The following is a 23610-nucleotide window of genomic DNA, read 5'->3' on the forward strand; positions in this document are numbered from 1 at the left end:
CACACACACTCAAGGAGACAGAACCATGCAACGACGTCACTTCCTGAACACCATGGCCGGCGCCGCCACCGCGGGGGCGCTGATGCCCTTCCCGGCCATCGCGCAGGCACTGGACCAGGTGAAGGTCATCTACGGCTTTCCCGCCGGCAGCGCCGGCGACAGCGTGGCGCGCCGCGTGTCCGAAAAGCTGGGCGGCACGGCCTACAGCAAGAACCCGGGCTATGTGGAGAACAAGCCCGGCGCGGGCGGGCGCATCGCGCTGGAGACGCTCAAGGCCGCGCCGGCCGATGGCTCCGTGCTGGCACTGGCGCCCGTGTCGGCGTTGTCGGTCTACCCGTACATCTATCTGAAGCTCGCGTACAAGCCGGAAGACGTGACGGCCGTGTCCATCGGCGCGATCATGTTCCATGGCCTGGCCGTGGGGCCCGCCGTACCGGCCGAGGTCAAGACGCTCAAGGACTTCCTGGCCTGGGCCAAGGCCCACCCCGAGAAGGCCAGCTACGGCTCGCCCGGCGCCGGCTCCATGCCGCACCTGCTGGGCGCGCTGCTGGGCATGCGCGCGGGCGTGGAGATCAAGCACGTTCCCTACCGCGGCACCGTGCCCAGCATCACCGACCTCGTGGGCGGGCAGATCGCCGCCGCCATGAACCCCAGCGGCGACTATCTGCAGTACATGAAGACCGGCCGCATCCGCGTGCTGGCGACATCCGGCAAGAAGCGCTCGCCCTTCCTGCCCGACGTGCCGACATTCACCGAGTTGGGCTACCCCGACGTGACCTCCGAGGAATGGTTCGGCTTCTACGCGCCCGCCAGGACGCCCGCCGCCACCATCGCCGCCGCCAATGCCGCCATCACCCAGGCGCTGAAAGACAAGGCCGTGGTTGACGCGCTGGCCCTGGTCGGCCTGGTCGCGAACGCCAGCACGCCGCAGGACATGGCCGCCGACCAGAAAGCCGAGTACGAACGCTGGGGGCCGCTGGTGAAGCAGATCGGCTTCACCTCCGAGTCCTGAGCGGCTTCTACGCAGCGAGGCCTTCGAGGCCTGCGAGGAATCGCTTCGCCTCGCCCCGCATGCCCTGCGAAATGGTCTGCCAGGTCCGCGCGGGAAAGCCAGGCGGCAGCAGCGCCTCGACCTCGTCCAGCGCGGCGTCCACCGACGCCACCAGGCCGAGCATGGCGTTCCATACGTCGATGCCGCCGTTCTTCATGGCCAGGCCATGCCAGTGGCGCGCCTGGATGGTCTGGAACACGTAGTGCGTGTTCCGCGAGCGCACGGCCATCGCCAGCCCCGCCTTGCGCGGCTGGAACTGATTGGCGCCATCGCCGAAGTACGGCCACATCGAGATGACGTCGTACAGCGGCGTCATCTCGTAGGCGTCGCCGCGCTGGAGATGGATCGAGAAGTTCTTGGCGTGCCCGTCCGTGGCCGCGAGCAGAAAGAAAGCCAACTGCGCGAGCAGGAAGCGCATGCCGTCGTCCGCGCTCCGGCTGCCTTGCAGAAGCTGCAGGCACTTCGGCATGCCGGGGCCGCCGTGCTGCTCGTACTTCTTGTCTGACGGCAGGCCCAGGGCCTGGCAGAAGTCTTCCTGCGGCAGCCGCGCGATCCAGGTGCCGCCGTCCATCCATTCGCGGTCGAAGCGCTCCACCATCAGCACCGTCTGCCCGCCGAAGGTGGCCATGGAGGTGGGCGCCACCGGCAGGCCCAGGGCCTCGACGATCTGCGCGCACAGCCATTCGTTCTGCACCGAGTCGGAGGCGTCCACGCGCCTGGAGCCGCCGATCAGCCCGAGCGGCAGCTTCACGATGTGCGTGGTGGGCGTGGCGCCGTGCGGCCGGCACCACGCGCCATTCCATCGGGTCAGCGCCGTCTTTTCCTGCGCGCCGGCCAGCGAGATGCGAAACAGGTCTTCGTCGCGCATGCCTTGCGGAGCGTCTTCGGACGGAACCGCCTGCAGCAGTTCGGCGATCTGCGCGTCGTCCAGCGGCTCGCAGTTGATGGCGTTCCAGCCTTCCGGCACAGCCCCTTCGGGCAGCAGCTGCACGGCACCGACGCAGTCGCGGCCGATGGCTTCGAGCAGGCCGAAGGTGGTGGCATCCTTGAGCCTGAAGCGGTTGCGCAGCCGCGCGCGAATGCGGTCGTTGTCGGGCAGCAGGTTGTCGAAGTAGTTGCGGACCACATCGCCGCGAACCTCGAGCGTGCTGTTGAGCGGAATCGACAGCGACAGCGAACGCCGCCGGGGCGATTCCAGCCAGGCCGGGTCGTAGCGGAAAGCGTGGGCGCCACGGTCGACGAACCAGGTGCCTACGCGCTCTCCGTTCATCCAGGCATCCAGGGCCTGCGTCACCAGGATTCCCTCTTCGGCCGCACGACGAAGCTCCGGCGCGACGTGGGCTTGACCTCCTTGCCGGGATTCAGCGCCTGGAGCGCCCGAAGCGATTCGCCCGGTGCGCCCGGCGATTCGGCTTCCAGGCGCACCAGCACCGACTGATCGCTCATCTGCGTGGCGGTCCATGGGCCGGGCGGGAGCTTCACCGCGTCGTACTGCGCCGGCTCTTCAGCGGCCACGAGCACGCGGCTTTGCGCAGCCTCGTCGCGCAGGCAAAAGGAGGCCCCCAGCGCCGACAGCAGTTTCATCAACTGCTCGAAGCTGACCGCGCCGGGGTTGGCCTCGATTTCCGCGACGCGGGCCTGGCTGACGCCGATGAGGGCGCCGGCCTGCGCTTGCGTCAGCCCGCGCTGCTTCCGCAGGGCCTTGAGGTGCGGCCGGAGCTGGTCGACGAAGCGCAGGGGATAGTCCATGGCGGACGCAGAATATCGGCCATGGCTTGTTTTGTCAAAATATCGGCTTTGGCGTATTTTTACGGATTATCAGGCTGAGCCTGTATTCCTCCAGCCATTCAATCGATCTTCGCGCCCGACGCCTTCACCACCGCGCCCATCGCATCCCAGTCCGAGCGCAGCAGCTTCTGGAATTCTTCCGCGCTCTGGCTGCGCGGCTCCACGCCCAGGCGCTTGAAGCGCTCCTGGATCGCCGGGTCGGCCAGCACCTTGTTGGCCGCGGCGTTGATGCGCTCGACCTCCGCCTTGGGCGTGGCGGCCGGCGCGAGCAGGCCGATCCACGAGTCGAAGGCATAGCCGGGCAGGCCGCTTTCGGCCACGGTCGGCAGCTTGGGCAGGAAGGGGCTGCGCGACTGGCCGGTGGAGGCCAGCAACTTGATGCGCGCGTCGTCCTGGAAGCCGATCACGCCGATGCTCGACGAGATCACCGCCTGCACCCGGCCCGCCAGCACTTCGTTGACGGCCTCGCCGGTCGACTTGGTCGGGATGTGCGTCATCTGCAGCCCCGCCTTCGCCAGGAAAGAAGCCATCGCGAGGTGCGTGGCGCTGCCGTTGCCGGCCGAGGCGTAGTTGTACTTGCCCGGATGCGCCTTGACCTCCTTGATGAAGTCGGCCGTGTTCGACACGCCCATGCCGCCCGCCACCGCCAGCACGTAGCCCGCGTTGCCGACGTTGGCCACGCCGACGAAGTCCTTCAGCGGGTCGTAGCTCAGCTTGTTGTAGAGGAAGCCCGCGATGTTGTGGCTCGCGGCCGCCAGGATCAGCGTGTTGCCGTCGGCCGGTGCGCGCGCCACCAGGGCCGCGCCCACGGTGCCGCCCGCGCCCGCGCGGTTCTCGACGATGGCGCTGGCGCCCAGCGCCGCGCCCAGCTCGTTGTTGAAGGCGCGCGCCACCGTGTCCTGCACCGCGCCGGTGCCGAAGGGCACGACGATGTGGATCACGCGCTGCTGCGCATGTACCGGTGCGAAGGCACAGAGCGCGGCAGCCGCGGCAAGCGCGCCCAAGGCACGCCGGGAGAACAGGGTCGAAGGCATCGTGGGGGCCGCTTTCTTTTTCATCGTCATCAACACAGGGGAGGAATCTCAGGCGCCCGACGGCAACCAGCGCTGCACCAGCTTCACGAAGTAGCTGGCACCGATCGGGATGATCTCGTCGTTGAAGTCGAACGAGGTGTTGTGGATGATGCAAGGGCCGGGCCCGTGGCCGTCGAGCCGGTGGTCGCCGTCTCCGTTGCCCAGGAAGGCGTAGCAGCCGGGCCGCGCGAGCAGCATGTGCGCGAAGTCTTCGGCGCCCATCACGGCGGGGAAGTTGTCGGTGACCATGTCGTCGCCTACCACCTCGCGCATCACGCCGGCGGCGAAGCGCGCCTCTGCCGCATGGTTCACCGTCGGCGGCGACGAGCGGTTGAAATACACCTCGGCCGTGCAGCCGTGCGCCGCCGCCACGCCCGCGGCCACTTCGCGCAGGCGCGCCTCGATCTTGTCGATGGCCTCGATGGAGAAAGTGCGGATGGTGCCGCCCACCGTGGCCTCGTCGGGAATCACGTTGGGCGCGTCGGAGCCCTGCAGCTGCGTGACCGCGAGCAACGCGCGCTCGGTGCTGGGAATGGTGCGCGCCACGATGGTCTGCAGCTGCTGCGCAAGGTTGACCACCGCCGCCACGGGGTCGATGCCCGTGTGCGGCATCGAGGCGTGCGTGCCGCGTCCGCGCACGGTGATCTTGTACGTGTTGCTCGAGGCCATGAGCGCGCCTTCGTTGAGCGCGAAGCGGCCCACGTCGCCGACCGGAAAGTTGTGCAGCCCGAAGACCGCGTCGCACGGGAAGCGCTCGAACAGGCCCTCGTCGATCATCTTCTTGGCGCCGGCCTTGCCCATCTCCTCGGCCGGCTGGAAGATGAAATGCACGGTGCCGTCGAAGTCGTCCGGCCCCTGCTGCGACAGGTGCCACGCGGCGGCCAGCAGCATGGTGGTGTGGCCGTCGTGGCCGCAGGCGTGCATGCGCCCGGGGTTGGTCGACTTGTGGGCGAACTCGTTGGCCTCGTGCAGCGGCAGCGCGTCCATGTCGGCGCGCAGGCCGATGGTGCGGCTGCCGTTGCCCTTGCGCAGCACGCCGACGAGGCCGGTGCCGGCAATGCCGCGGTGCACCTCGATGCCCCATTCGGCGAGCAGCTTCGCGACCTTCTCGGAGGTGCGGTGTTCCTCGAAACCGAGTTCGGGGTGGGCGTGGATGTCGCGCCGGATCTCGACGAAGCGCGAGATGTCGGCAAAGGAATCGGCAATGTTCATGGCGGGGCGTGGGCTGCGAGTCGGTCGTTCGACCGGAAGCGAACGATTCTGGCGCAGCCGCGCGCCACGCGCATGCAGGCTTACGAGAGTCGGCCCTGCTGCCTCAGCGCCGCGCCGATGCGGCGGATCTCGGCCTCGCCCTGGTCGAGCGCCGCCCGGCTGGTGTGCACCGAGTAGTGGCCCATCACCAGCTCGTGCGGATGCTTCACCGCCGAGCCCAGCACGAAGGCCGTGTCGCCATGCGCGATGAAATCGATGGCGTCGTTCGACTCCTCGAACACCGCCAGCTCGCCGGCGCCGATCGGCCCGCCGCGCGCGTCGCCGGTGCCGAGCCCGCCCTCGTTGACCGCCACCCAGCCCACCGTGTGGCCGGCAGGCGGCGTGTAGCGCCAGCGCTCGCCGTCTTTCAGCTCCACGGCCAGGTAGTTCATCGACGCGGGCGCGGCAATGGCGCTGCGCGCCGCGCCGTGGCGCCCGAGCAGCACGCGCGCCGGACCTTCGCGCGGCACCTGCGCGGGTGCGAGGTACATGCTTTGCGCAGGCGCGTTTTCTTCCGAAGGCGGCAGGGCCACCCACAGCTGGAAGCCGCGCACGCGCTTCACGCCCGGCACGGGCGCGCCGGTGTGCCACACGCCGTTGCCGGCGCGCATCCACTCCACACCGCCGCCGCGCAGCGTGCCTTGTTCGCCGGTCGTGTCTTCGTACAGCGTGTCGCCTTCGATCAGGTAGGTCAGCGTGGCGATGCCCGAGTGCGGATGCAGGCCGAAGCCCTTGTGGCCGCCTTCGGTGCTGAAGCCGAAGAGGTCGAGGAAAACGAAGGGCTTCAGGAATTCGCCCAGGTCCCCGGGGCTCACCAGCCGCGTGATCGAGCCGTGCGAACTGCCGCGCGTGCGGTAGACCACGGCGCGGGCCTGCGTATCGACGGCGGCGGTCATGCGGCCTCCCTTGCGGTCTTCAGCGCCTTGGCCCACCAGGCGATGTCGTCGAGCATGCCGTTTGCGGACTGCGCGAGATGCGGGAAGTCGCCGAAGCTCTTGCCCTGCTGCCATATGCCCATGAACTCGACCATGCCGATGTGCACCGCATGGCGCACCGGCGCCATCTGCATCTCGACCGCCACCAGCCGCAGCTGCTCGACCGCGCGCGCCGCGCCCACGCCGCCGTAGCCCACGAAGCCGATCGGCTTGCGGATGAACTCCTTGTACGCCCAGTCGATCGCGTTCTTCAGCACCGCGCTGGGGCCGTGGTTGTATTCGGGCGTGACGACGATCAGGCCGTCGAAGGTGCCCAGCCTGGCTTGCCAGCGCTGCGCGGCCTCGTTCTTCACCGGCCCCCAGGCGGGCGCGGACGCCTCGTTGAAGAAGGGCAGCGGATGGTCGCGCAGGTCGACCAGCTCGAAGGCGAGGTCGGTGCGCTGCTGCGCGATCTCGTGGATCCATTGCGCGGGCTTTTCGCCGAAGCGGCCCTCGCGGGTCGAGGCGATGACGATGCCGATACGGGGTTGCTGCTGTGAGGTCATGGGGTGCTCCTGGACGGTTGGATGAAGGCCGCGAGGCCATGGACAGAAGCTTAGGTACGCACCCATTGATCGACTAGACGGTAGAGTCGGATTGCACTCGTCCATCAAACGAAGGAATCTACCCACCATGCTCGACCTCAACGACGTTGCCATGTTTGTGCAGGTGGTGCGCCACGGCAGCTTTGCCGAAGCGGCCCGCAGGCTGGGCCTGCCGCCCAACACCGTGAGCCGGCGCATCCAGCAGCTCGAGTCGCAGCTGGGCACGCGGCTAATGCAGCGCTCGACGCGCAAGCTGACGCTGACGAGCGCCGGGCAGGCTTTTCATGACCAATGCGCGGGGCTGGTCGACGGGCTGGCCGCCGCCGGGCAGGCGCTGGCGGCCGGAGGCCAGGAGCCCAGCGGCCTCGTGCGCGTGGCGGCGCCGGCGGATTTCTTCGATTTCTTCCCGATGGAATGGGTCGCCGATTTCCTGGCCGGGCATCCGCTGGTACGGCTCGACTTCGTGCTCAGCGACGCGGCCGCCGACCTCATCGCCGAGCAGATCGACGTGGCATTCCGCGGCGGCGTGCTGCGCGATTCGGGCTACATCGGGCGCCGGCTGATGACGCGAAGCGGCGGCCTGCTGGCGAGCCCCGGCTACATCGCGCGGCGCGGCCAGCCCACCACCCTGCAGGAGCTGGCGGACCACGACTGCGTGACGCCGCCGCACCCCACCGGCCACACCATCTGGCGCCTCGCGGGCCCTGGCGGCGCTGAAGAAGAAGTGCAGGTCAGCGGCCGGTTCACCGGCAACACCGCGCAGGCGCTGCGCAGGGCCGCACTGGCCGGACTGGGCATCGCCCAGCTGCCGCCGGCAATGGCGACGCGCGACGAGCAGGAAGGACGGCTGGTGCGGGTGCTGCCGCAGTACGAGTACACCGGCCGGGGGCTCAGCGTGGTCTACCCGAGCCGCAAGCACCTGCCGCTGGCGGTGTCGGCGTTCATCGAGCTGGTGATGGCCAAGCTCGACCAGATGGACGTGCTGCACGAGCCCGCGTCGCAGGGGAAAGCCTAGGCGACGGGTTCCTTTTATTTTCCACTGAAAATGCCTCCCCATGAAAATCGAAAAAGACACCGTCGTCACCATCAAGTACAAGGTCTCCGACGCTCAGGGCAAGCTCATCGAGGCGAGCCCCGAGCCGATGGCCTATCTGCATGGCGGCTACGAGAACACGCTGCCGAAGATCGAGGAAGCGCTCGACGGCAAGGAAAAGGGCTACCAGACCGTGCTGAACCTCTCGCCCGAAGACGCCTTCGGCCAACGCGACGAGACGCTGGTGCGCAGCATTCCCAAGACCGACTTTCCACCGGGCGTGAAGGTGGGCGGCCAACTGCAGGGTCGCCTGGACGACGGCCGCGAGCACGTCTTCACCGTGATGAAGATCAAGGGCCCGGTCGTGCTGCTCGACGGCAACCATCCGTGGGCTGGCAAGGCGCTGAAGTTCAGCCTGCAGGTGACGGACGTGCGCGCGGCGCTGCCGGTGGAAATCGAGCACCGGCATGTGCATGGCGCCCACGGGCACCATCACTGATCTGCTTCTTCTAGCCGCTGCTGCGCGGCACCGGCGTGACGGGGCTCAGTGCCAGCAGCCGCTGCAGGCCGGCCTCGTAGGCCGCAGCGTCCATTTCGCTGCTGTGCCTCGCCACCAGGTAGCTGAGTCCGAAGCGCTCGGTGGCCTGGGTGTAGAGCCGGTAGAAGCGCTCGCCTTCTTCGATGCGCGTCAGCTTTTGCCACGGTACGACGGCGGCCTTGCTGCTTTGGGGGGCCATGAGGCTCAGGCCTTGCGCACTAATCGTCACCTCGTGGATGCCGACTGCACGGGTCGCGGAGCGCGTGACCGATCGATGCAGTGCGCGGGCCACGCGGTCCCGCCTGGCGGGCTGGGTCCTCGCCCTGCGGCGCGAGCCCAGGGCGGCTATTCGCTCGACGAGACGTGCGCGAAAGAGCCACAGCAGCCCCGACAGCACGACTGCCACGGCCGAGCTGATCCAGAACTCGGCACGCACGGGCCGGGGTTCGAGCGCGTACAGAAGCCCGATGGCGAGCACGGGCGCGGCCACCATCAGCGCCGACAGCGCCCGTGGCACCAGCCGCTGGACAGCCGCATGAAGGCGTTCCGACTGCCGGTCATGTTCCGCGAGGCGGCGTTCCAGGGCCGCTTCTCCGAGCAGTTCCGCGTCTTCCGGCGCCAGCCTGAATCGCAGTTGCAGTGGCTCATCCATCCGGTTTCCTATTTCTTCTTCCAGAACCTGGCGGCCTTGTCTATCTTGCCCAGCGCCTTGGCGCAGGCCCTTGCGCCCGCCGCATGGCGCGCGCTGAACCAGCCCACGGCGAACCACGCGCGGGAATCGCGTTCGGTCGCTTCGCGGTAGAGCGCGAGCGCGACGGCCTCGTCGTTGAACTCGCCCAGCGCATCCTGTGCGGGACGCAAGGCCTTGAGGTAGCGCTCGGCGCCGCCCATGTCCGCCGCATCGAACAGCGGCGCGACGAATTCGGCGAGGTAGCGCAAGCGCTTGAGTCGCTTGCGCACGCGGTGCTGGCTTTCGGTGTCCAGCGATTCGAAGCGTTCACCTTCGCGCATCACCTGCTTGTGCAGGCGTTGCAGCCGCTTGCGCAGCACGCGCCGGGCGGCGTCGGCATCCAGGGGCGCCGGGCTGGCCGGTGGCATCTCTCCTCCTTCTTCGCTTTCCGACGCAGCCTTCGCGGGGCCGGCCGCGGTAAAGCCGATCAGCGACACCAGCACGTTCTGGAACGCCGAAGCGCGCACGGCGTCTCCGGCCGAAGGCGCGCTTTTGGCCGCCGCATCGCCGGCCAGCGGATCGAACTCCGGCGCGCCTGCCTCGCGCAGCCGGGGCTGCGCCAGCTTCACCACCTGCTCGCGGTCACGCAACTCGCCAAGCGCGCGGAAGGCTTCGACCAGGGGCGGCTCCCATGCAGCGGCATCGAACAGGCCCGAGGCGGTGTCGAGTTCGGCCAGCTCTCGCAGCGCGGTGCGCAACCGCCGGATGCCGATGCGCAACTGGTGCACCTGCTCGTCGTCTTCGCTGCCCGCGGCGATCTCGCTCGCGTTCGGCAGCATCTGCGCCAGGCATGAGGCGACCACCGCCTGCTGGATGGCACGGCCGTCCGGGTGCGGGCTGCCGAAGTGCGGGGCCTCGGCCTTCACGGCTTCCACCGTTTCCTGCGCCGCCAGCAGGCGCGCGCCGCGCTCGGCCTTCGACACGGTGCTGAACCACAGGCCGTGCTGCTGCGACCAGCGCCGCGCGAGCGACACCAGGCCTTGCACGTCGCCGTGCTTGAGTTCCAGTTCCAGTTCGCACACCGGCGATGCGCGTTGCTCTGGCGTGCCGGCGTGGGCGACGACCTTGCCGACGTCGAGCGCCATCTCGACCACCGCGCCGCCGGCCCCGGTGACGCGCACGTCGCGCGTGAGCCGCACGATGTCGGTCGATTGCCGCTCGACTAGCGGCACGCCGCCGTCGCTGCCGTCCGCCAGCAGCTTCGCGAGCCTGTCGCCCACCGGCGTGCCCTGGTGGCGCTGCGGGTGGATGGCCGGCGCGGCACCGGCCGTGCCCAGGTCGACGTTGTGCTCCAGCCGGTGCAGGGCGTTGTCGCCGGTGGCCTTCACGGTCTGCACCCAGCGCCGGCCTTCCTTGCGCAGCCGAAGCACCATGCCGTCGGCGGCCAGCCGCTGGTCGGCGGTGTCGAAATAGCGGGCCTGCAGGCGGGTGCGCACGACGGTGCCGCGTTTCAGGGCGGCTTCGACGGCCTTCAGGCGGCCGGCGGGAATGCAGAACTTGAACTCGATTTCCATAGGGCGCCATGATGCCCGCCCCGTCACGCAGGGCCGCCAAATCCCCTGTCTGGAAAATCATGTGGACGCCGTCCATTTTCTTTGGTATCTTTTGTGGACGGCGTACACAAGACGCCGTTGAACATCCACATCACCCTTCACCGACACAGGACGACACCATGGCCACCAAGCAGATCTTCGTGAACCTCCCCGTCAAGGACCTCGACAAGAGCAAGGCATTCTTCGCCGCGCTGGGCTACACCTTCAATGCGCAGTTCACCGACGCCAATGCCGCATGCATGGTCATCCAGGAAGGCAGCATCCACGCCATGCTGCTGGTGGAAGATTTCTTCAAGACCTTCACTAGCAAGAGCATCACCGACACCAGCAAGAGCACCGAGGTGCTGCTGTGCCTCTCGTGCGAAAGCCGCGCCGAGGTCGACGAGCTGGTGGCCAAGGCCAAGGCCGCGGGCGGCACCATCCCGGGCGAACCGAAGGACTACGGCTTCATGTACGGCCACGGCTTCCAGGACATCGACGGCCACCTCTGGGAGCTGATGTACATGGACCCGAACGCCGTCGTCACGCACCAGAACCAGTGACCTGACGCCACGCCACGCCACACCGTTGAAGAAGCAGAACGATGCCGATCGTTCCATACGCGCTCTTCACTGTTGCACGGAAGGCCCCTACCGGACGGGGGCGGCGCCCCGATATTCCTTTCACCGGCACGGCATCATCGGCCGAGCCCCCCATGAAAAGGAATAGCCCCATGCCCGAACAAGACAACAGCCCCGTCGTGCGGGTCGCGCCCCTCGGTTTCCCGTGGCAGACGATCGACCCGTTCCTGTTCTGCGTCTACCACGACGATGCGTATCCGCAGGGCAACGGGCGCATGGGGCCGGCCGCCTCGCTGGCCGGGCGCGACATCGGCCAGGACTTCAGCCGCAAGGACGGCTGGAGCATGTACCACGGCGACAAGGTGCCGGGCTTTCCCTCGCACCCGCACCGCGGCTTCGAGACCGTGACCATCGTGCGCAAGGGCCTGGTCGATCACTCCGACTCGCTGGGCGCCACCGCGCGCTTCGGCGGCGGCGACGTGCAGTGGCTCACGGCCGGCAAGGGCATCGTGCACTCCGAGATGTTCCCGCTGCTCGACGCCGGCGCGCCCAACCCGCTGGAGCTGTTCCAGATCTGGCTGAACCTGCCGGCGCGCAGCAAGATGGCCGAGCCGCATTTCACGATGTTCTGGTCCGACGCCATTCCGCGTTTCGCTTCCGACGACGCGAAGGGCGGCCGCACCGAGGTCGCCGTGATCGCCGGCCGGCTGGGCGACACCGTCAACGGACAGGACCCGATCCAGCCGCTGGCGCCGCCGCCCGACTCGTGGGCCTCGCAGGCCGACGCCGACGTGGCGATCTGGACGCTCAAGATGACGCCCGGCGCGCAATGGACGCTGCCGGCCGCCAGCGGCGAGGGCACGCGGCGCATGCTGTATTTCTTCAAGGGCGCGGCGGCTTTCGTCGCGGGCCGGCGCGTGGAATGCCCGGCGGCCATCGAACTGCGCGGCGATGCCGCGGTGGAGATTGCCAACGGCGACAGCGAGAGCGAGTTCCTGGTGCTGCAGGGCCGCCCGATCGCCGAGCCGGTGGTGCAGTACGGCCCCTTCGTGATGAACACGCAGGCTGAGATCAGCCAGACCATGGCCGACTACCGCCGCACCCAGTTCGGCGGCTGGCCCTGGGACGACTCGGCACCGGTGCACGGCCAAGAGGCCGCGCGCTTCGCAAGGCACCCGGGCGGGCGAGAGGAAGTGCCCGAAGCCTGAGCGAGCCCCGGCTCAGAGCGTCTTCAGGACTTCGGCGCCCGGCGCCGTCATGCTGGGCACGAACTCGATCACGTCGGTGCGCGCGACGCCGTTCTGCACGAACGGATCGCGCGCCAGCAAGGCTTCCAGCGCCGCGCGGTCGCCCGAGCGCGCCAGGATCACGCCGCCCTTGCGCGGCACCTGCCGGCCCGAGGCCACGAACAGGCCGCTTTCGTAGTGCGTCTTGAGCCAGCTGACATGCGCGTCCATCAGCGCATCGAGTTCTTCGAGCGGGCGGATGTAGGTGAGAGTGACGATGAACATGGATGAGGGCAGAGAGTGAACGAGGAAGCCACCATCCTATGAGTTCGGTGGTTCGGCCGCCTCCTCACTCGATTGCCACGCCGCCTTCCTTCACCAGCTTCGCGAACTTGGCCGTCTCCTCGCGGATGCGCCGCGCCATTTCTTCCTGCGTGCCGCCCAGCGGCTCGGCACCGATGGCCTGCATGCGTTGCGCGAAGTCGGGCGAATGGATGATCTTCACCATCTCGGCGTTCAGGCGCGCGACGATCTCCTTCGGCGTGGCCGCCGGCGCCAGCACGCCGAACCAGGTGCCGATGTCGAAGCCCTTGAGGCCCGCCTCTTCCATCGTCGGCACGTCGGGCAGCACCGTCGAGCGGCGCGCCGTAGTCACGGCCAGCGCGCGCAGCTTGCCGCTCTTGATGTGCTGCAGCACCGGCGTGATGGTGTCGAAGGACATCGCCACCTGGCCGCCGAGCAGGTCGGTGGTGAGCGGGCCGCTGCCCTTGTAGGGCACGTGCAGCAGCGTGGTGCCGGTGCTGGCCTGGAACTGCGTGCCGATCAGGTGCTGCGCCGTGCCGTTCCCGTTGGAGCCGTAGGCCAGCTTCTCGGGCGCGGCCTTGGCCAGCGCGACCAGTTCGGCGACGTTCTTCGCGGGCGTGCTGGCGGCGTTGACGACCAGCACGTTCGGCACCATGGCCACCAGGGTGACAGGCGCCAGGTCTTTCTGGAAGTCGTAAGGCAGCTTCTTGTAGACGCTGGTGGCGATGGTGTGGTGCACCGCGCCCATCAGCAGCGTGTAGCCGTCGGGTTTGGCCTTGGCCACGTAGTCGGCGCCGAGCGTGGCGCCGGCACCTGGCCTGCTTTCCACCACCACGGGCTGGCCGAGCGACTGCGAGAGCTTGTCGGCCAGCGCGCGCGCCAGCACGTCGGTGGTGCCGCCGGCGGGGAAGGGCACGATGAGGCTGATGGGCTTCGCCGGCCAGCCGGCCGGTGACTGCGCGAAGGCCAGCGCAGCGGTGCCAAGGCCCAGTGCGAGCGTCGCGGCCCGAAGCAGGCTGCGCCTGCCGCTGCTGCGGCGGCGCGCGTTGGAAGAAGCGTTCATGGTTTGTCTCCGGCTCGTTGTCGTGGTGCGCGCATCGAGGCGCGCGGATACCGTCGTGTCTGTCGCTGGCGGCCGTTCAGGCCATTGCGTGTGTCACGCCGCAAGCCGCATCGGCTCGCCCGCGATGTGCGCGCACACCGCCTGCGTCACCTGCTCGGTGGTCGCGCTGCCGCCCAGGTCGCGTGTGTGCAGCGCCGGGTTGGCCGTGACGTGCTCCACCGCCTGCATCACGCGCCGCGCCGCCTCGGCCTCGCCCAGGTGCTCGAGCAGCATCACCACCGACCAGAAGGTGCCGACCGGGTTGGCCAGCCCCTTGCCCATGATGTCGAAGGCCGATCCGTGGATGGGCTCGAACATCGACGGATAGCGCCGCTCCGGATCGATGTTGCCGGTGGGCGCGATGCCCAGGCTGCCCGCCAGCGCGGCGGCCAGGTCGCTGAGGATGTCGGCGTGCAGGTTGGTGGCGACGATGGTGTCGAGCGTGGCCGGGCGGTTGACCATGCGCGCGGTGCAGGCGTCGACCAGTTCCTTGTCCCACGTCACGTCGGGGAACTCCTTGGAGATCTGCAGCGCGATCTCGTCCCACATCACCATCGCATGGCGTTGCGCGTTGCTCTTGGTCACCACGGTGAGCAGCTTGCGCGGCCGCGAACCGGCCAGCTTGAAGGCGAAACGCATGATGCGCTCCACGCCCGCGCGGGTCATCATGCTCACGTCGGTCGCGGCCTCGATGGGGTGGCCCTGGTGCACGCGGCCGCCGACGCCGGCGTACTCGCCCTCGGAGTTCTCGCGCACGATCACCCAGTCGAGCTGGCCGGGCGCGCAGCGCTTGAGCGGGCCGTCGATGCCCGGCAGGATGCGCGTGGGCCGCACGTTGGCGTACTGGTCGAAGCCCTGGCAGATCTTCAGGCGCAGGCCCCAGAGCGTGACATGGTCGGGAATGTGCGGATCGCCCGCGGAGCCGAAAAGAATGGCGTCCTTGCCGCGCAGCGCGTCGAGGCCGTCGGCCGGCATCATCTCGCCGTGCGCGCGGTACCAGTCGCCGCCCCAGCCGAAGTCCTCGAAGCTGAATTGCAGCGCGCCGCCGGAGGCCTCGGCCAGCGCCTCCATCACCCGGCGCCCCGCCGGAATCACTTCCTTGCCGATGCCGTCGCCGGGAATGGTGGCAATGCTGTAGCGGGTCATCGATGTCCTTTTGCGTGTGTGCTCTTTGGAAGGCGCACTGTAGGATCCGGCGCGCTGAACAATTCATGCCCGAAGTGAATCCATCCTTAACTTCAATTCAACAGTGAGGCTGCCATGACGTCGCCTGTACAGCCCGCCGACCTCGGCTTCTTCTCCGCGCTCGCGGCCTGCGGCAGCCTCAGCGCCGCGGCGCGCGAGCTGGGCATCAGCACGCCGGCCGTGAGCAAGCGGCTCTCGCAGATGGAAACGCGCCTGGGGGTGACGCTGGTGAACCGCACCACGCGGCGCATGAGCCTCACGCCCGAAGGCGAGCTCTACGTGGCGCATGCGCGCCGCATCCTCGGCGAGATCGACGACATGGCGCAGTTGCTGGGCGGCGCCAAGGGCGAGGCGCAGGGCCTGCTGCGCGTGAATGCCACGCTGGGCTTCGGGCGCAGCCACGTGGCGCCGCTGATATCGAAGTTCGTGCGCAAGCATCCGCAGGTCGAGGTGCAGCTGCAGCTTTCGGTCAACCCGCCGCCGCTGACCGACGACGCCTTCGACGTCTGCATCCGCTTCGGCGCGCCGCCCGAGGCCCGCGTGATCGCGCGGCGCATCGCGTCGAACCGGCGGCTGCTGTGCGCCTCGCCGGCCTACCTGGCGCGCGCCGGGCAGCCCAGGGTGCCCAACGACCTTGCGCACCACCGCTGCATCGGCATCCGCCAGGGCGACGAGGCCTACGGCATGTGGCGCCTGAGCACCGGCCGGGGCGCGGCGCAGCGCACAGAGGCGGTGAAGACGCGCGGCGCGCTGAGCACCAACGACGGCGAGATCGCGGTCAACTGGGCGCTCGACGGCCACGGCATCCTGATGCGCGCCGAGTGGGACATCGCGCGCTACCTGCGCAGCGGCCGGCTGGTGCAGGTGCTCGCGAACTACCGAACGCCCGACGCCGACATCTACGCCGTGTACCCGCAGCGCCACCAGCTGTCGGCGCGCGTGCGGACCTTCGTCGACTTCATCGCGGCCGCGCTCGGCAAGGACGCGGCCGAGCCTGCGCTCAACCGCCGCTGAGCACCGAGGCCACCAGCCACACGTTGGCGGCGCTGATCACGCCGAACAGGCCCCACGCCAGCGACTTGAGCACCGGCCCGTTGGCAAACCCGCCCATCATGGCGCGGCTGCTGGTGAAGCGAATCAAGGGCCACATCGCGAACGGAAGCTGGAAGCTCAGCACCACCTGGCTGAGCACAAGCATCTTGCCCACGCCGCCGTCGCCGAACCACCAGACGCCGAGGAAGGCCGGGCCGAGCGCGAGCGCGCGCGTGATCAGCCGGCGCTGCCAGCACGGGATCTTCATGTCGAGAAAGCCCTCCATGATGATCTGGCCCGCGATGGTGCCGGTGAAGGTCGAGCTCTGCCCCGAGGCCAGCAGCGCGATGCCGAACAGCGTGGCCGCGAAAGCGCTGCCGACGACGGGCTCGAGCAGGCGGTAGGCGTCGTCGATCTCCGCCACTTCGCGGTGGCCGGTGGCATGGAAGGCGCTGGCCGCCAGCACCATGATGGCCGCGTTGACCAGCAGCGCGAGCGACAGCGACACCACCGCGTCGAGCGTGCAGAAGCGCACCGCCTCGCGCCGCGCCGGTTCGGTGTCGGCCACGAGGCGGGTCTGCACGATGGACGAATGCAGGTACAGGTTGTGCGGCATCACCGTGGCGCCGACGATGCCGATGGCCAGGTACAGCGCGCCCGGCTGGTGCAGCCGCTCCAGGCTCGGCGCGAAGCCCATCGCCACGCCGAACCAGTTGGGCGGCGCCATCATCAGCTCGACCGCGAAGCAGCCCGCGATGGTGCCGACCAGCCCGAGCACGATGGCCTCCACCCGGCGAAAGCCCGCGCCCTGCAGGCCCAGCACCAGCAGCGTGTCGAAGGCCGTGATGGCGATGCCCACCGGAATCGACACGCCGAACAGCAGGTGCAGCGCGAGCGCGCTGCCCAGCACCTCGGCGAGGTCGCAGGCCACGATGGCCAGCTCGGCGCCCAGCCACAGCAAGCGGTTGACGCGCGGCGAGTAGTGCTCGCGGCAGGCGCGCGCCAGGTCTTTCTGCGCCACCAGCCCCAGGCGCACGCACAGCGTCTGCAGCAGCATCGCCGCCAGGCTCGCCAGCAGCACCACGAACAGCAGGCCGTAGCCGAAGCGCGAGCCGGCCTCGATGTCGGTGGCCCAGTTGCCCGGGTCCATGTAGCCGACCGACACCAGCAGGCCCGGGCCCGCGTAGCGCATCAGCTTCCTGAAGAAAGGCAGGTCCTGGGGAACGGCCACGCTGCCCTTCACTTCGGAGGGACAGAAAGGCGCGGTGGCCGTGCGGGGCAGCGGAAAGAACATCCGGGCGATGATAGGGACAAGGACGCGGCGTTGTCGCGGACCTGACCGGCGCGGCGATGCCGCATCTCTTAGATTCGGCGTTCGCACCCCGGTGCGTCATCCCTCACATCAATCCTCGGAGACCTTTCCAATGATCCACGTCGTCGCAGTCATCACCGCCAAGCCGGGCCAGCGCGCCGCGCTGCTCGAAGCCTTCGCCGCCAACCGCGCGGCCGTGCTGGCCGAAGAAGGCTGCATCGAATACGGCGCGACGATCGACGCGCAAGGCATCCCGACGTCGAAGGCCAGCTTCGGCAACGACACCTTCGTCGTGATCGAGAAATGGGAAACGCTGGCCCACCTGCAGGCCCACGCCGTCGCGCCGCACATGAAGGCGCACAGCGAGAAGACCAAGGAGCTGACGGCGGGCAAGCTGATTCACGTGCTCGAGCCGGTTTGAGTTTTCGCACGCGCAGCGAAATCCGCAGGAACGAGAAGCTGCGCTGAACCCGGCGGCTGCTGCCTGCCGCCTCGCCATGAAAAAACGCGCCCTCGGGCGCGTTTTTTCATGGAAGCGTCGAAGCCTTACTTCGACACGACCTTCACCATCTCCAGGCACTTGTTCGAGTAGCCCCACTCGTTGTCGTACCAGCTCACGAGCTTGACGAAGGTGCCGTCCAGCGCAATGCCGGCTTCGGCGTCGAAGATCGAGGTGCGCGGGTCGCCGCGGAAGTCGGTGGCGACGACCTTGTCTTCGGTGTAGCCCAGCACGCCCTTGAGCGCGCCTTCGCTCTGTGCCTTCATCTCGGCGCAGATTTCCTTGTACGTGGCTTCCTTCACCAGCTCGACCGTCAGGTCGACCACCGACACGTCGGAGGTCGGCACGCGGAAGCTCATGCCGGTGAGCTTCTTGTTGAGCTCGGGGATCACCACGCCCACGGCCTTGGCGGCGCCGGTGCTCGAGGGAATGATGTTTTCCAGGATGCCGCGGCCGCCGCGCCAGTCCTTGTTGCTCGGGCCGTCCACGGTCTTCTGCGTGGCGGTGGCGGCGTGCACGGTGGTCATCAGGCCGCGCTTGATGCCCCACTTGTCGTTCAGCACCTTGGCGAGCGGGGCCAGGCAGTTGGTGGTGCAGCTGGCGTTGCTGACGATGGCTTCGCCGGCGTACTTCTTGTCGTTCACGCCGTAGACGAACATGGGGGTGTCGTCCTTCGACGGTGCCGACAGGATGACCTTCTTGGCGCCCGCGTCGATGTGCTTCTGCGCGGTTTCCTTGGTGAGGAACAGGCCGGTCGATTCGAGCACGACGTCGGCGCCGACTTCGTTCCACTTCAGTTGCGCGGGGTCGCGCTCCTGGGTCAGGCGGATCCTCTTGCCGTTCACGATCAGCGTGTTGCCGTCAACCGTGACCTCACCCTTGAAGCGGCCATGCACCGAGTCGTACTGGAGCATGTAGGCGAGGTAGTCGGGCTCGAGCAAGTCGTTGATGGCAACGATTTCGATGTCGTTCTTGAAGTTCTGCACTGCTGCGCGCAGCACGTTGCGACCGATGCGGCCGAAGCCGTTGATACCGAGTTTGATAGCCATCTGACTTGCTCCTAAGGTTGAAAAACTTGTTGTCTGTCGTGAACCGTGCGAAGGGACTCAGTCGCGCAGCGCTGCTTCCACCGTGGCGGCCACGTTCTCCGCCGTGAATCCGAAGTGCTTGAACAGCACCGGCGCGGGCGCCGATTCGCCGTACGTGTCGATGCCCACGACGGCAGCGCAGCCGTACTTCCACCAGCCGCCGGTGCAGCCCATTTCAACGGCGATGCGCGGCAGCTTCTTGGGCAGCACGGCCTTCTTGTAGGCCAGGTCCTGGCGGTCGAAGGTGGTGGTCGAGGGCATCGACACCACGCGCACGGCGATCTTCTTCTCGGCCAGCAGCTTCTGCGCGGCCAGTGCGAGCTGCACTTCGGAACCCGTGGCGATGATGACGGCGGCCGTCTTCTTGCTCTTCAGGCCGACGGCTTCCGGCTCGGACAGCACGTAGGCACCGCGGCTGATGTCGCCGAGTTCGCTCTTGGGCGCGTAGGCGATGTTCTGGCGGCTCAGCAGCAGCGCGGTCGGGCGCGACTGGTTCTGCAGCGCCACGGCCCAGGCCACGGCGGTTTCGGCCGTGTCGCCCGGGCGCCAGACGTCCAGGTTCGGAATCAGGCGCAGCGAGGCGGCGTGCTCGATCGACTGGTGGGTGGGGCCGTCTTCGCCCAGGCCGATGGAGTCGTGGGTGAACACGTGGATCACGCGGCGCTTCATCAGCGCGGCCATGCGGATGGCGTTGCGGCTGTAGTCGCTGAAGGTGAGGAAGGTGCCGCCGTAGGGGATGTAGCCGCCATGCAGCGCCACGCCGTTCATGATGGCCGCCATGCCGAACTCGCGCACGCCGTAGTTGATGTGGCGGCCGATGGTGCCGTGGGGCGTTTCTGCCGGGGCCGCGGACTTGGTTTCGTCTTCGGCGCCCTGCTTGGCTTCGACGGCCGGCACGTTCATGACCACCGCGCCGGTCTTGGCATCGAAGCGCAGCGCGGCGGTGCTCTTGGTGTTGGTGAGGTTGGAGCCGGTCAGGTCGGCGCTGCCGCCGAGCATTTCAGGCAGCGCGGCGGTGAAGGCTTCCAGCGCGAGCTGGCTGGCCTTGCGGCTGGCCACGGTCTCGGCCTTGGTGTGGGCGGCGACCACGGTGTCGAACGCGACCTGGTGGAAGTCCTTGGGCAGCTCGCCCTTCATGCGGCGGGTGAAGTCGGCGGCCAGCTCGGGGTAGGCGGCGGCGTAGGCGGCGAACCTGGCGTTCCACTCGGCTTCGATGTTGGCGCCTGCTTCCTTGTGGTCCCAGTCGGCATACACCTCGGCCGGAATCTCGAAGGGCGGGTAGTGCCAGTCGATGGCGTCGCGCGTGAGCTTGATTTCTTCGGCGCCCAGTGCTTCGCCGTGGGCCTTGGCGGTGCCGGCGCGGTTCGGGCTGCCCTTGCCGATGACGGTCTTGCAGTTGATGAGCGTGGGCTTGTCGGTCGACTGCTTGGCCTTGGCAATGGCCTTCGACACTTCGGCGGCGTCGTTGCCGTCGATCGGGCCGATCACGTGCCAGCCATAGGCGTGGAAGCGCTCGGCCACGTTGTCGATGTACCAGGGCTTGACCTGGCCGTCGATGCTGATGCCGTTGTCGTCGTACAGCGCGATCAGCTTGTTCAGGTGCCAGGCGCCGGCGAGTGCGCACGCTTCATGGCTGATGCCTTCCATCATGCAACCGTCGCCCAGGAAGGCGTAGGTGTGGTGGTCGACGATGGCGTGGTCCTTGCGGTTGAACTCGGCCGACAGGAGCTTCTCGGCCAGCGCGAAGCCCACGGCGTTGGTGATGCCCTGGCCCAGCGGGCCGGTGGTGGTTTCCACGCCGGGGGTCACGTCGACTTCTGGGTGGCCGGCGGTCTTGCTGTGCAGCTGGCGGAAGTTCTTGAGCTCGCCGATGGGCAGGTCGTAGCCGGTGAGGTGCAGCACCGAGTACAGCAGCATCGAGGCGTGGCCGTTCGAGAGCACGAAGCGGTCGCGGTCGAACCAGTGCGGGTTCGCGGGGTTGTAGCGCAGGTGTTCGCCCCAGAGTGCGACAGCCATGTCGGCCATGCCCATCGGTGCACCCGGATGTCCGGAATTCGCTTGTTGAACGGCATCCATAGCCAGCGCGCGGATCGCGTTGGCCATCAGGGCTTGGTTTGCCATGGGCATGGGACTTTCGGGGGAAAAGGGTGGGTGGGATAGGGGGGAACCCGCGATTTTACCGGGCGAGCCCGAACGGCTGCCGATACGGCCCGAACACCCCGCGGATGTTCTTGTGCGGCGGCCGGACTGCTAGAGTTGCCACCCATGCATGGGCTGCACCTCACCGCCGACCTCCACGACTGCCAATGCGGCCTTCAATGGCTCACCGACCGGGAGGCGCTGGGAGCGGTTTGCCTCAAGGCGGTATCGGCCGCCGGGCTGCAGGCAGTGGGCAGGCTGGTCCACGGTTTTCCGGCCACGCCGCAGGGGCCGGGCGGCGTCACCGCCGCGGTGCTGCTGGCCGAATCGCACCTGTGCATCCACACCTGGCCCGAGCAGCGCGGCGTGACGCTGGACGTGTACGTCTGCAATTTCAGCGGCGACCACTCGGCCAAGGCGCATGCGCTGATGGAATGCCTGGTGGCGCTGTTCCAGCCCCGCCACAGCGAGCGCAACGAGCTCCAGCGCGGACGGGTCCCGGCGTGAGCGCGGCGCGGGCCATGATCCTCGCCGCAGGGCGCGGCGAGCGCATGCGGCCGCTGACCGACACCTGCCCCAAGCCACTGCTCGAAGTGCGCGGCAAGCCGCTGATGCAGTGGCCGATGGAGGCGCTGGCCGCCGGCGGCTTCACTGAACTGGTGATCAATACCGACTGGCTGGGCGCGCAGATTTCGCAGCGCTTCGGCGCAAAGCCCTTGCTGGACGGGCACGCAGCGCTATCGATTTCATACTCCGACGAGGGCCGCGACTTCGGCGGCGCGCTCGAGACCGCCGGCGGCATCGTGCGCGCGCTGCCGCTGCTGGGCGATGTGTTCTGGGTCGCGGCCGGCGATGTGTTCGCGCCCGGCTTCGCCTTCACGCAGGCTTCGGTCGAGCGCTTCCTGGCCAGCGGCAAGCTCGCGCACCTGTGGCTGGTGCCGAACCCGGCGCACAACCCCAAGGGCGACTTCGGCCTGTCGCCGGACGGGCTTGCGCTGAACACGGCGCCCGAGAAATTCACCTTCTCGACCATCGGCCTCTACCGCGCAGCGCTGTTCGCGCCGCCGTACTGCGACATCCCCCCCGGCAACCCGGCCGGCCGCAAAGCCCCGTTGGCGCCGATCCTGCGTGCCGCGATGGACAATGAGCTGGTGAGCGCCGAGCTCTACACCGGCCCCTGGACCGATGTGGGAACCCCCGAACGGCTTGCCCAACTGAACACGCCAAGATGACCTCTGCAGACACCACCACGATCTACGCCGAGCGCCGCGCGCGCCTCGCTTCGCAACTGGGCAAGGACGGCATCGCCATCATTCCGACCGCGCCCGAGCGCCCGCGCAACCGCGACACCGATTTCCTCTACCGCCACGACAGCTACTTCTATTACCTGACCGGCTTCACCGAGCCCAACGCCTGGCTGGTGCTGGCGGGCGACGGCCGCGCCACGCTGTTCTGCGCGCCGAAAGACCTGGAGCGCGAGATCTGGGACGGCTACCGCCTCGGTCCCGACGCGGCGCCGGCGGCGCTCGGTGTCGACGAAGCCTTCTCGGTGACCGACCTCGACACGAAACTGCCGAAGCTGCTCGAGAACCGCTCGACCGTGTGGTTCCCGTTCGCGATCCACAAGGGCCTGGAGACCCGCATCGACGGCTGGCTGCAGTCGGTGCGCGCCCGCGTGCGCTACGGCGCGCTGTGCCCCGAGGAGCAGCGCGACCTGTGCGGCCCGCTCGACGAGATGCGCCTCGTGAAGGACGCGCACGAACAGGACATCATGCGCCGCGCCGCGCAGATCAGCGCCCGCGCGCACATCCGCGCCATGCAGCTGTCGGCCCGCATGCTGCGCGAGGGCAAGGACGCTCGCGAGTACCACCTCGATGCCGAGCTGCTGCATGAATTCCGCCTTGGCGGCTCGCAGTACCCGGCCTACTACTCCATCGTCGCGGCCGGTGCCAACGCCTGCGTGCTGCACTACCGCGCCGACGCGGCGCCCGTGCGCAAGGGCGAGCTGGTGCTGATCGACGCGGGCTGCGAGCTGGACGGCTACGCCAGCGACATCACGCGCACCTTCCCGGCCGACGGCAGGTTCACCGGCCCGCAGCGCGCGCTGTACGACCTCGTGCTGGCCAGCCAGGACGCCGCGGCCGCCGCCACCAAGGCCGGCAACCGCTTCAACGACCCGCACGACGCGGCCGTGAAGGTGCTGTCTCAAGGCATGCTCGACCTGGGCCTGCTCGACGCCGACAAGGTCGGCAACGTGCAGGACGTGATCGACTCGCGCGCCTATTTCCAGTTCTACATGCACCGCACCGGCCACTGGCTGGGCATGGACGTGCACGACTGCGGCAGCTACGTCGAGCCCACGCAGGTCGGCGAAGTGAGCGAGCGGAAAGATCCGCTGTCGAACGAGGTCATCAAGAACCGCCCGAGCCGCATCCTGCATCCGGGCATGGTGCTGACGCTGGAGCCCGGCATCTACGTGCGGCCGGCCGACGGCGTGCCGGAGCAGTTCCACAACATCGGCATCCGCATCGAGGACGACGCGATCGTCACCGCCACCGGCTGCGAGCTCATCTCGCGCGGCGTGCCGGTGAAGGCGGACGAGATCGAGGCGCTGATGCGAGCCTGACG

Annotated in this window: 24 protein-coding genes; 10 read left to right on the top strand and 14 right to left on the bottom strand. The window is 68.4% G+C overall.

The annotated features are described in order from the left end of the window. Positions 1–25 precede the first annotated feature (25 nt). A complete protein-coding gene (locus tag WIX39_RS03890; RefSeq protein WP_409194556.1) occupies positions 26–1012 on the top strand; it encodes a tripartite tricarboxylate transporter substrate-binding protein in 987 nt (328 codons plus the stop codon). Positions 1013–1019: 7 nt separating this feature from the next. Here the strand turns inward: WIX39_RS03890 and WIX39_RS03895 are convergent, their stop codons facing one another. From WIX39_RS03895 to WIX39_RS03920, 6 genes are all read right to left on the bottom strand, one after another. After that, the gene (locus WIX39_RS03895) at positions 1020–2321 is read right to left on the bottom strand and encodes a HipA domain-containing protein (protein WP_409196317.1); all 1302 of its coding nucleotides are present in this window, start codon (positions 2319–2321) and stop codon (positions 1020–1022) included. Positions 2322–2341: 20 nt separating this feature from the next. Then, on the bottom strand, positions 2342–2800 hold the full coding sequence (locus WIX39_RS03900; protein WP_106936332.1) for a helix-turn-helix domain-containing protein: 459 nt from the start codon (positions 2798–2800) through the stop codon (positions 2342–2344). Positions 2801–2898: 98 nt separating this feature from the next. Continuing rightward, a complete protein-coding gene (locus tag WIX39_RS03905; protein ID WP_172839853.1) occupies positions 2899–3873 on the bottom strand; it encodes a tripartite tricarboxylate transporter substrate-binding protein in 975 nt (324 codons plus the stop codon). A 48-nt stretch (positions 3874–3921) separates the two neighbouring features. Then, positions 3922–5124, bottom strand: coding sequence for a M20 aminoacylase family protein (locus WIX39_RS03910; protein WP_409194557.1), 1203 nt, complete (start codon positions 5122–5124; stop codon positions 3922–3924). Positions 5125–5204: 80 nt separating this feature from the next. Then, entirely contained in the window at positions 5205–6059 is an 855-nt protein-coding gene (locus WIX39_RS03915) for a pirin family protein (RefSeq protein ID WP_106936329.1), read from the bottom strand. Next, positions 6056–6643, bottom strand: coding sequence for an NADPH-dependent FMN reductase (locus tag WIX39_RS03920; RefSeq protein WP_106936328.1), 588 nt, complete (start codon positions 6641–6643; stop codon positions 6056–6058). Before WIX39_RS03920 ends, WIX39_RS03915 begins: the two co-directional genes overlap by 4 nt. A gap of 127 nt (positions 6644–6770) precedes the next feature. Between WIX39_RS03920 and WIX39_RS03925 the strand changes: the two genes are divergently transcribed. Both WIX39_RS03925 and WIX39_RS03930 read left to right on the top strand, forming a co-directional pair. After that, positions 6771–7697 (top strand): LysR family transcriptional regulator, encoded by a 927-nt coding sequence (locus tag WIX39_RS03925; protein ID WP_106936327.1) that lies wholly within the window; start codon positions 6771–6773, stop codon positions 7695–7697. Between the two features lie 40 nt (positions 7698–7737). Next, positions 7738–8214, top strand: a complete 477-nt coding sequence (locus tag WIX39_RS03930) for an FKBP-type peptidyl-prolyl cis-trans isomerase (RefSeq protein ID WP_106936326.1) — start codon at positions 7738–7740, stop codon at positions 8212–8214. A gap of 10 nt (positions 8215–8224) precedes the next feature. Here WIX39_RS03930 and WIX39_RS03935 read toward each other — a convergent pair whose 3' ends face one another. Beyond that, positions 8225–8905, bottom strand: a complete 681-nt coding sequence (locus tag WIX39_RS03935; RefSeq protein WP_106936325.1) for a hypothetical protein — start codon at positions 8903–8905, stop codon at positions 8225–8227. Between the two features lie 8 nt (positions 8906–8913). Further along, the gene (locus WIX39_RS03940) at positions 8914–10497 is read right to left on the bottom strand and encodes a CHAD domain-containing protein (RefSeq protein WP_409194558.1); all 1584 of its coding nucleotides are present in this window, start codon (positions 10495–10497) and stop codon (positions 8914–8916) included. 158 nt (positions 10498–10655) lie between these two features. Here WIX39_RS03940 and WIX39_RS03945 point away from each other — a divergent pair, with 158 nt between their 5' ends. Beyond that, complete coding sequence (locus WIX39_RS03945) at positions 10656–11078, top strand: VOC family protein (RefSeq protein WP_106936323.1); 423 nt, start codon at positions 10656–10658, stop codon at positions 11076–11078. 152 nt (positions 11079–11230) lie between these two features. After that, positions 11231–12304: a pirin family protein gene (locus WIX39_RS03950; protein WP_106936322.1), complete on the top strand. Its 1074-nt coding sequence runs from the start codon at positions 11231–11233 to the stop codon at positions 12302–12304. A gap of 12 nt (positions 12305–12316) precedes the next feature. Here the strand turns inward: WIX39_RS03950 and WIX39_RS03955 are convergent, their stop codons facing one another. The 3 genes from WIX39_RS03955 to WIX39_RS03965 all read right to left on the bottom strand — a co-directional run bounded on the left by WIX39_RS03955 (position 12317) and on the right by WIX39_RS03965 (position 14873). Beyond that, positions 12317–12607, bottom strand: a complete 291-nt coding sequence (locus WIX39_RS03955) for a YciI family protein (RefSeq protein WP_106936321.1) — start codon at positions 12605–12607, stop codon at positions 12317–12319. 64 nt (positions 12608–12671) lie between these two features. Next, positions 12672–13688, bottom strand: coding sequence for a Bug family tripartite tricarboxylate transporter substrate binding protein (locus WIX39_RS03960; RefSeq protein ID WP_106936320.1), 1017 nt, complete (start codon positions 13686–13688; stop codon positions 12672–12674). Positions 13689–13781: 93 nt separating this feature from the next. After that, positions 13782–14873 carry a tartrate dehydrogenase gene (locus tag WIX39_RS03965; protein ID WP_106936319.1) on the bottom strand — a complete coding sequence of 364 codons (1092 nt, stop codon included), beginning with the start codon at positions 14871–14873 and terminating at the stop codon, positions 13782–13784. 114 nt (positions 14874–14987) lie between these two features. Between WIX39_RS03965 and WIX39_RS03970 the strand changes: the two genes are divergently transcribed. Continuing rightward, a complete protein-coding gene (locus WIX39_RS03970; protein WP_106936318.1) occupies positions 14988–15926 on the top strand; it encodes a LysR family transcriptional regulator in 939 nt (312 codons plus the stop codon). Here WIX39_RS03970 and WIX39_RS03975 read toward each other — a convergent pair. Then, positions 15913–17238 carry an Nramp family divalent metal transporter gene (locus WIX39_RS03975; protein ID WP_106936317.1) on the bottom strand — a complete coding sequence of 442 codons (1326 nt, stop codon included), beginning with the start codon at positions 17236–17238 and terminating at the stop codon, positions 15913–15915. The two genes, WIX39_RS03970 and WIX39_RS03975, sit on opposite strands and share 14 nt — an antisense overlap. 130 nt (positions 17239–17368) lie before the next feature. Here WIX39_RS03975 and WIX39_RS03980 point away from each other — a divergent pair, with 130 nt between their 5' ends. Next, the gene (locus WIX39_RS03980; RefSeq protein WP_106936316.1) at positions 17369–17677 is read left to right on the top strand and encodes a putative quinol monooxygenase; all 309 of its coding nucleotides are present in this window, start codon (positions 17369–17371) and stop codon (positions 17675–17677) included. Positions 17678–17802: 125 nt separating this feature from the next. Here the strand turns inward: WIX39_RS03980 and gap are convergent, their stop codons facing one another. Continuing rightward, positions 17803–18804 (bottom strand): type I glyceraldehyde-3-phosphate dehydrogenase, encoded by a 1002-nt coding sequence (gap, locus tag WIX39_RS03985; RefSeq protein ID WP_081268239.1) that lies wholly within the window; start codon positions 18802–18804, stop codon positions 17803–17805. A gap of 57 nt (positions 18805–18861) precedes the next feature. Then, positions 18862–20964 carry a transketolase gene (tkt, locus tag WIX39_RS03990; protein WP_081268268.1) on the bottom strand — a complete coding sequence of 701 codons (2103 nt, stop codon included), beginning with the start codon at positions 20962–20964 and terminating at the stop codon, positions 18862–18864. A 144-nt stretch (positions 20965–21108) separates the two neighbouring features. On the opposite strand from tkt, the gene speD reads away from it, so the two are divergent. Genes speD through WIX39_RS04005 form a run of 3 tightly spaced genes read left to right on the top strand, consistent with a single transcriptional unit; the run spans position 21109 to position 23608 of the window. Next, complete coding sequence (speD, locus tag WIX39_RS03995; protein WP_081268238.1) at positions 21109–21489, top strand: adenosylmethionine decarboxylase; 381 nt, start codon at positions 21109–21111, stop codon at positions 21487–21489. 14 nt (positions 21490–21503) lie between these two features. After that, positions 21504–22214, top strand: coding sequence for a nucleotidyltransferase family protein (locus WIX39_RS04000; RefSeq protein ID WP_409194559.1), 711 nt, complete (start codon positions 21504–21506; stop codon positions 22212–22214). Next, the gene (locus WIX39_RS04005) at positions 22211–23608 is read left to right on the top strand and encodes an aminopeptidase P N-terminal domain-containing protein (protein WP_409194560.1); all 1398 of its coding nucleotides are present in this window, start codon (positions 22211–22213) and stop codon (positions 23606–23608) included. Before WIX39_RS04000 ends, WIX39_RS04005 begins: the two co-directional genes overlap by 4 nt. Positions 23609–23610 lie beyond the last annotated feature (2 nt).

The sequence above is a fragment of the Variovorax sp. AB1(2024) genome, from assembly GCF_037482385.2.
Lineage (GTDB): Bacteria > Pseudomonadota > Gammaproteobacteria > Burkholderiales > Burkholderiaceae_C > Variovorax.

Excerpts from the sequence above, each read along its gene's own strand:
- WIX39_RS03890 (WP_409194556.1), top strand. The coding sequence starts at position 26 with ATGCAACGACGTCACTTCCTGAACACCATGGCCGGCGCCGCCACCGCG.
- WIX39_RS03895 (WP_409196317.1), bottom strand. The coding sequence starts at position 2,321 with ATGAACGGAGAGCGCGTAGGCACCTGGTTCGTCGACCGTGGCGCCCAC.
- WIX39_RS03900 (WP_106936332.1), bottom strand. The coding sequence starts at position 2,800 with ATGGACTATCCCCTGCGCTTCGTCGACCAGCTCCGGCCGCACCTCAAG.
- WIX39_RS03905 (WP_172839853.1), bottom strand. The coding sequence starts at position 3,873 with ATGCCTTCGACCCTGTTCTCCCGGCGTGCCTTGGGCGCGCTTGCCGCG.
- WIX39_RS03910 (WP_409194557.1), bottom strand. The coding sequence starts at position 5,124 with ATGAACATTGCCGATTCCTTTGCCGACATCTCGCGCTTCGTCGAGATC.
- WIX39_RS03915 (WP_106936329.1), bottom strand. The coding sequence starts at position 6,059 with ATGACCGCCGCCGTCGATACGCAGGCCCGCGCCGTGGTCTACCGCACG.
- WIX39_RS03920 (WP_106936328.1), bottom strand. The coding sequence starts at position 6,643 with ATGACCTCACAGCAGCAACCCCGTATCGGCATCGTCATCGCCTCGACC.
- WIX39_RS03925 (WP_106936327.1), top strand. The coding sequence starts at position 6,771 with ATGCTCGACCTCAACGACGTTGCCATGTTTGTGCAGGTGGTGCGCCAC.
- WIX39_RS03930 (WP_106936326.1), top strand. The coding sequence starts at position 7,738 with ATGAAAATCGAAAAAGACACCGTCGTCACCATCAAGTACAAGGTCTCC.
- WIX39_RS03935 (WP_106936325.1), bottom strand. The coding sequence starts at position 8,905 with ATGGATGAGCCACTGCAACTGCGATTCAGGCTGGCGCCGGAAGACGCG.
- WIX39_RS03940 (WP_409194558.1), bottom strand. The coding sequence starts at position 10,497 with ATGGAAATCGAGTTCAAGTTCTGCATTCCCGCCGGCCGCCTGAAGGCC.
- WIX39_RS03945 (WP_106936323.1), top strand. The coding sequence starts at position 10,656 with ATGGCCACCAAGCAGATCTTCGTGAACCTCCCCGTCAAGGACCTCGAC.
- WIX39_RS03950 (WP_106936322.1), top strand. The coding sequence starts at position 11,231 with ATGAAAAGGAATAGCCCCATGCCCGAACAAGACAACAGCCCCGTCGTG.
- WIX39_RS03955 (WP_106936321.1), bottom strand. The coding sequence starts at position 12,607 with ATGTTCATCGTCACTCTCACCTACATCCGCCCGCTCGAAGAACTCGAT.
- WIX39_RS03960 (WP_106936320.1), bottom strand. The coding sequence starts at position 13,688 with ATGAACGCTTCTTCCAACGCGCGCCGCCGCAGCAGCGGCAGGCGCAGC.
- WIX39_RS03965 (WP_106936319.1), bottom strand. The coding sequence starts at position 14,873 with ATGACCCGCTACAGCATTGCCACCATTCCCGGCGACGGCATCGGCAAG.
- WIX39_RS03970 (WP_106936318.1), top strand. The coding sequence starts at position 14,988 with ATGACGTCGCCTGTACAGCCCGCCGACCTCGGCTTCTTCTCCGCGCTC.
- WIX39_RS03975 (WP_106936317.1), bottom strand. The coding sequence starts at position 17,238 with ATGTTCTTTCCGCTGCCCCGCACGGCCACCGCGCCTTTCTGTCCCTCC.
- WIX39_RS03980 (WP_106936316.1), top strand. The coding sequence starts at position 17,369 with ATGATCCACGTCGTCGCAGTCATCACCGCCAAGCCGGGCCAGCGCGCC.
- gap (WP_081268239.1), bottom strand. The coding sequence starts at position 18,804 with ATGGCTATCAAACTCGGTATCAACGGCTTCGGCCGCATCGGTCGCAAC.
- tkt (WP_081268268.1), bottom strand. The coding sequence starts at position 20,964 with ATGGCAAACCAAGCCCTGATGGCCAACGCGATCCGCGCGCTGGCTATG.
- speD (WP_081268238.1), top strand. The coding sequence starts at position 21,109 with ATGCATGGGCTGCACCTCACCGCCGACCTCCACGACTGCCAATGCGGC.
- WIX39_RS04000 (WP_409194559.1), top strand. The coding sequence starts at position 21,504 with ATGATCCTCGCCGCAGGGCGCGGCGAGCGCATGCGGCCGCTGACCGAC.
- WIX39_RS04005 (WP_409194560.1), top strand. The coding sequence starts at position 22,211 with ATGACCTCTGCAGACACCACCACGATCTACGCCGAGCGCCGCGCGCGC.